Genomic DNA, 4,955 nt, shown 5'->3' on the forward strand with positions numbered 1-4,955 from the left:
ACTTAGTTGAGGAGGGAAATTACTCTGAGATAATTCGATTAACTGAGGAGATTACTAAATTAGCGGAAGGAAGTGATGGAGACTTTAAACTTCCGCTTTCTAATATTTTATATAACTATGATAATAGTGCGTTACCAGTAAGTGATCTATATCAATTATCAAAGCCGGATTTCATTTCAAACGAAAAAGGATCCATGAAAAATTTCTTTAAATCATTAAAATTTGAATTAATGACAAGTGATGGCGCCGATTTTATGGTAAGCTTCTTAAGATTTTCTGGCTTACAAATTTTATTAAAGCCAATTGAAGAGCTAGCAAAACGTGGGAAAAAGGTTCGAATCATTACTTCCTTCTATTTAAATATAACTGAAGCTAAGGCATTAAAAAAATTATTAGAATTACCAAATGTTGAAGTGAAAATAATTCAAACTGGAAATGAGTCATTCCATACAAAAGCTTATTTATTCCATCGTGAATCTGGTTTCAATTCAATCATCATTGGTTCATCAAATATTTCTAAATCCGCTTTAGTTAATGGACATGAATGGAATGTAAGAATCCCTGAAAGTGCATATCTTCCTATTTATAAACAAGGGAAAGAAAAGTTCGATAATCTTTGGAATAGTAATGAATGTTTAACATTATCTGATGATTTGATTGCACAGTATGAATTACATGCAAATAACACTAATAAAGAATACATTAAGCCATTTAAAGTTGCAGAGGAAAACTTCCAACATTTATATGAAGCATCTACGATTCAACCGAATGCAATGCAAAGAGATGCTCTCTCGGCACTAGTACAAACAAGAGAAAATGGTAAAACAAAAGGCGTTGTCATTGCGGCTACCGGAACAGGTAAAACATATTTATCTGCTTTTGATGTTCAAAACTTTAAACCAAAACGAATGTTATTCCTTGCACACCGCGAAGATATTTTAGTTAAGTCGAAAGATACTTTTTCAACTGTCTTTAATACTGATGACCATTTTGGAATTCTTTCAGGCAATGTAAAAGAACAGGATCAGCCTTTCTTGTTTGCTACTGTTCAAACACTTTCTAGAGATAATGAACTTAATACTTTTGATCCGGATTATTTTGATTATATTGTCATAGATGAATTCCACCATGCACAAGCAAGCACTTATATAAAAGTCATCAATCATTTTAACCCAAAATTTTTACTTGGATTAACAGCTACGCCTGAACGACTAGATGGACAAGATGTACTGCAGCTTTGTGATTATAATGTTGTTTATGAGATTCGTTTACGTGATGCATTAGAAGCTGAGCTTTTAGCACCTTTCCATTACTTTGGGGTATCCGATGAGACCGTTGACTATGAAGCGATTAAAATAAAAAATGGTTTTTATGATGAAACAGAATTAATGCATGCTTTACAAACTGAAAAGCGTGTTGAGTATGTAATTAGTACAATTAATAAATATAGCTACAGTGGAGAGAAATTAATTTGTTTAGGGTTCTGTTCTTCAATTGAACACGCCAAATATATGAGCGAAGAATTTAATGCCCGAGGATTTGTAACTACTTATTTAACTGGTGAACATGGGCCAGTAGAACGAAAAGAAACAATTTCTAAATTGGAAAATGAAAATGATTCACTGCAAATTATTTTCACGGTTGATATTTTTAATGAAGGAATTGATATCCCTAACTTAAACTTAGTTTTATTCTTACGCCCTACTGAATCACCAACTATCTTTATTCAACAGCTTGGCCGTGGATTACGTAAGAGTACTAATAAAGAATTTGTTACGATTCTCGATTTTATTGGTAACTATCAAAAATCATTCGTAGTTCCTTTAGCTTTAAGCGGTCATACGAATCATAATGGATATGATAAAGATAGCTTGCGTGTTGCTGTTCAACATGAATTTGCTGACTTACCTGGTGGTGCCTATGTTGACCTTGATCCGGTTACTCAAAAACGAATTCTTGAAAAAATCGATTCAATTCGTTTAGATTCAGTTGCTGTAATAAAAGATTTATATAACCAATTCAAAAAAGATTTAGGCCGTTCACCTAAAATTACTGATTTCTTATATGCAGAAAAAGCTCCTAATATAAACTTCTTTTTGAATAAGTTTAAATCTTGGGTTGGAACCAAACAAAAAATGAATGATATTGAAGACTATGACCAAGCTGTAATTGATAATGGATATTTATATGAAGTACTTGAAAGAATTGAAAGCTATTATCCAATCAAATGGCCATATGAGTTTATTATTTTAGAATTAGCTCTAGAAATAAAATTCATTACATTTGAAGACATTGCTAAAATTATAAAAAACCGCTTTGGAATTCAAATTGAAATAAATGAACATAAATCTTTGATCATAAGAGCAATGAAACGCTTATCAGAAACATTTAAGAAATTTACTTGGTCTTTTGGTCAAATTGATAATGAAACATTTATCATCGAAGAATCATTCTTTCATTTAGATCATTTTGCAAAATCACAAATCAAAGAACGTATTGAATATGGAATTATCCAATATCGACGTATGTATCAACCTAAACATTTGCTAAGACAAAATGAAAGATTGGTAAAATATCAAAACTATACGCGAAATGACCTAATCTTCCTATTTGAAGCTCAGGTACAAGAAGGAACATGGCGTGAGGGTGTGAGTAGAGTAGGAAATCAATACTGCCTATTTATTAACCTTAATAAGCATGACAAAATTGATGACCACCTTAAATATCATGACTACCTCATGGATCCAATGAACTTCCATTGGCAAAGTCAGAACCAAACAACGCACGAATCTACACGCGGTCAAGATTACATTAATCACAAAGAAAGAGATATTCACATTCACTTGTTTGTACGTAAATTTACTGAAATGCATGGGATGACGCTTCCATTTACTTATTTAGGTGAGATTGATTATGTATCTAGTAAAGGAAATAGTCCGATGAATATTCATTGGAGATTACATGAACCTGTACCTCAAGATTTGTTTATTGATTTGATTAAATAAAAAGAAAGGCGTTCTCTTAATAGAGAACGCCTTTTTTACTTCATTAACTTTTCTACTGTTGGTATGTCGGCTGGGGCCCATTCGAGTTCATGAAGTTCAGAAACTTCTTTCCACTCAAGTTTTGCATGCTCGCTAGCAATCGGTGTACCATTTGTAATCTTTGCTTCGTAAGTTAATAGATTTACGATAACTGCAGGGTACTCATGTACTACTTCCTCAACTAGTTCTGATACTTCAATTTCACAACTTAATTCTTCTTTAATTTCACGGACTAAAGTATCTTCTGGTTTTTCGTCTTTTTCGATTTTACCACCAGGGAACTCCCATAGGTTCGGTAAGCTCATTTCTGTTGATCGAAGGGCGCACAGGATTTGGTTTTGATTGTTGCGGATAACTGCTCCTACTACTCTGATTTTTTTTTTCAATGTTTTCATTCCTTTAATATTTCAATTTCGATTAAATACTTCTTACATTAACATAATTTTAATCCAATTATTAATATGGTAATTTCAATTCATTTTTAACATATTATAATTATCTAACTTTGAAAAAAATCAACTTTTCCACTTGTTTTTATAAATTTAGTTTTAAAATATTTTATTTTTACTATATTGAAGTAGCATAAAAAAACCGTGTTTTGAGAAATATAATTTTCAATTGCAATCAACGTTTTGTTAAAAAATGTATGAACAAGGATTAAAATGATATTACTTGATCCAATTCGAACTAAAATGATTAAATGTTAATTGAATAAACATATTTATTATAATTCTACTTCTATTCCATGGTTTTTACGTTTTCTTCGATGAATTTTATTTCACTCTCGCTCAAGTAATATTTTTTGTATAACTGTTGGTTAATCTCTGTTATTGACCTTGACCAATCAATGTCGGAATCATTAGTAAAATCTTGATAAGGAATATTTGACCAGGACGCTTTTTTATTATCTTGAGTAACTTTTAATGTTCCAAGCAATGCTCGTAAAAATTTAGTTTTAATATACTTTGCCACTGATGTAGCTTCATATTGAGTATCAAAATTTCCAATACTAATAAATGTTTGGGTATGTCCCTCAAATGGCGATGCTATAACAGGCTCAGTGAGACTTTCCCCAAACGAGCCACTACCATTTGATTTAGCAAGGAAAACTTTATACTTTAATAAATTAGGATGAGATTCAATATATTTAGCCTTTACCCATTTATAAACACGTTCATTATTCTCTCTTCCAAAAAATCGATAGTATTCCTCAGTATCATTCGGTTTGGAATTTAAGAAAATAAATGGTAGCTTACCAAATATATTTGTCATTACTGCATACTCATGACCTTTACTCAATAGTTTTTTTACATTTTCATGGTCTTCATGGATTGCTTCTGTAAACTTATAACTCTCGGGTGCATGTACTAATTCACTAAAGGCATTGAAATTTTCATTTTTTATTTTCTTTAAGATATTATTTAACTCTTCGTGAACAACGTAAGTATTAATTGCTCCAAACTTCTTTTCCTTATCTCGATATGTTATTGCAATTCCACCCTTAATATCAGTGTTAGGGAATACTTTAGAGCTATCATTAAAGTAATCAACGACTTTCAAATGTTCATCAGATAACATTTTCTTATTCCAGGCTTTTGGGGTACTTCCTGCATTAAATAAGAATCGAGCCGGATGGATCATCTCAACTTTATCCGCTATCTCATATGACTCCTCCAAAAACTTATGATAAATAGGTGGAGCATAAGTTTTATTGTCTCCTATAGTCTCATCTTGATAAGGAGGGTTTCCAATAATTACATCAAACTTCAATTTATCATCTCCAAATGACTCATAGATTTCAGTCCTTAATTTTTCTTCACTAGCTAATTTCATTGTATCAACTTCTATAAGGTTTTCTGTTGATACATTTAACGTATCATTATAGATAAAGTTCTTGACAATATTATAAAT

At 31.3% G+C, this 4,955-nt stretch carries 3 protein-coding genes; 1 reads left to right on the forward strand and 2 read right to left on the reverse strand.

All coding sequences use genetic code 11. The features are described from left to right. Nucleotides 1-3,005: DUF3427 domain-containing protein (locus tag V7056_RS18010; RefSeq protein WP_499703783.1), on the forward strand; the 3,005-nt coding region annotated here is incomplete at its 5' end. Between the two features lie 35 nt (nt 3,006-3,040). On the opposite strand, the gene mutT is transcribed toward V7056_RS18010, so the two are convergent. Together mutT and V7056_RS18020 are read right to left on the reverse strand one after the other, a co-directional pair. Then, complete coding sequence (mutT, locus tag V7056_RS18015; protein WP_499703784.1) at nt 3,041-3,430, reverse strand: 8-oxo-dGTP diphosphatase MutT; 390 nt, start codon at nt 3,428-3,430, stop codon at nt 3,041-3,043. 352 nt (nt 3,431-3,782) lie between these two features. Then, entirely contained in the window at nt 3,783-4,955 is a 1,173-nt protein-coding gene (locus V7056_RS18020; RefSeq protein WP_499703785.1) for an Eco57I restriction-modification methylase domain-containing protein, read from the reverse strand.

The sequence above is a fragment of the Bacillus sp. JJ664 genome (assembly GCF_036962205.1).
In the GTDB taxonomy this organism is placed as follows: Bacteria; Bacillota; Bacilli; order Bacillales; family Bacillaceae_G; genus Gottfriedia.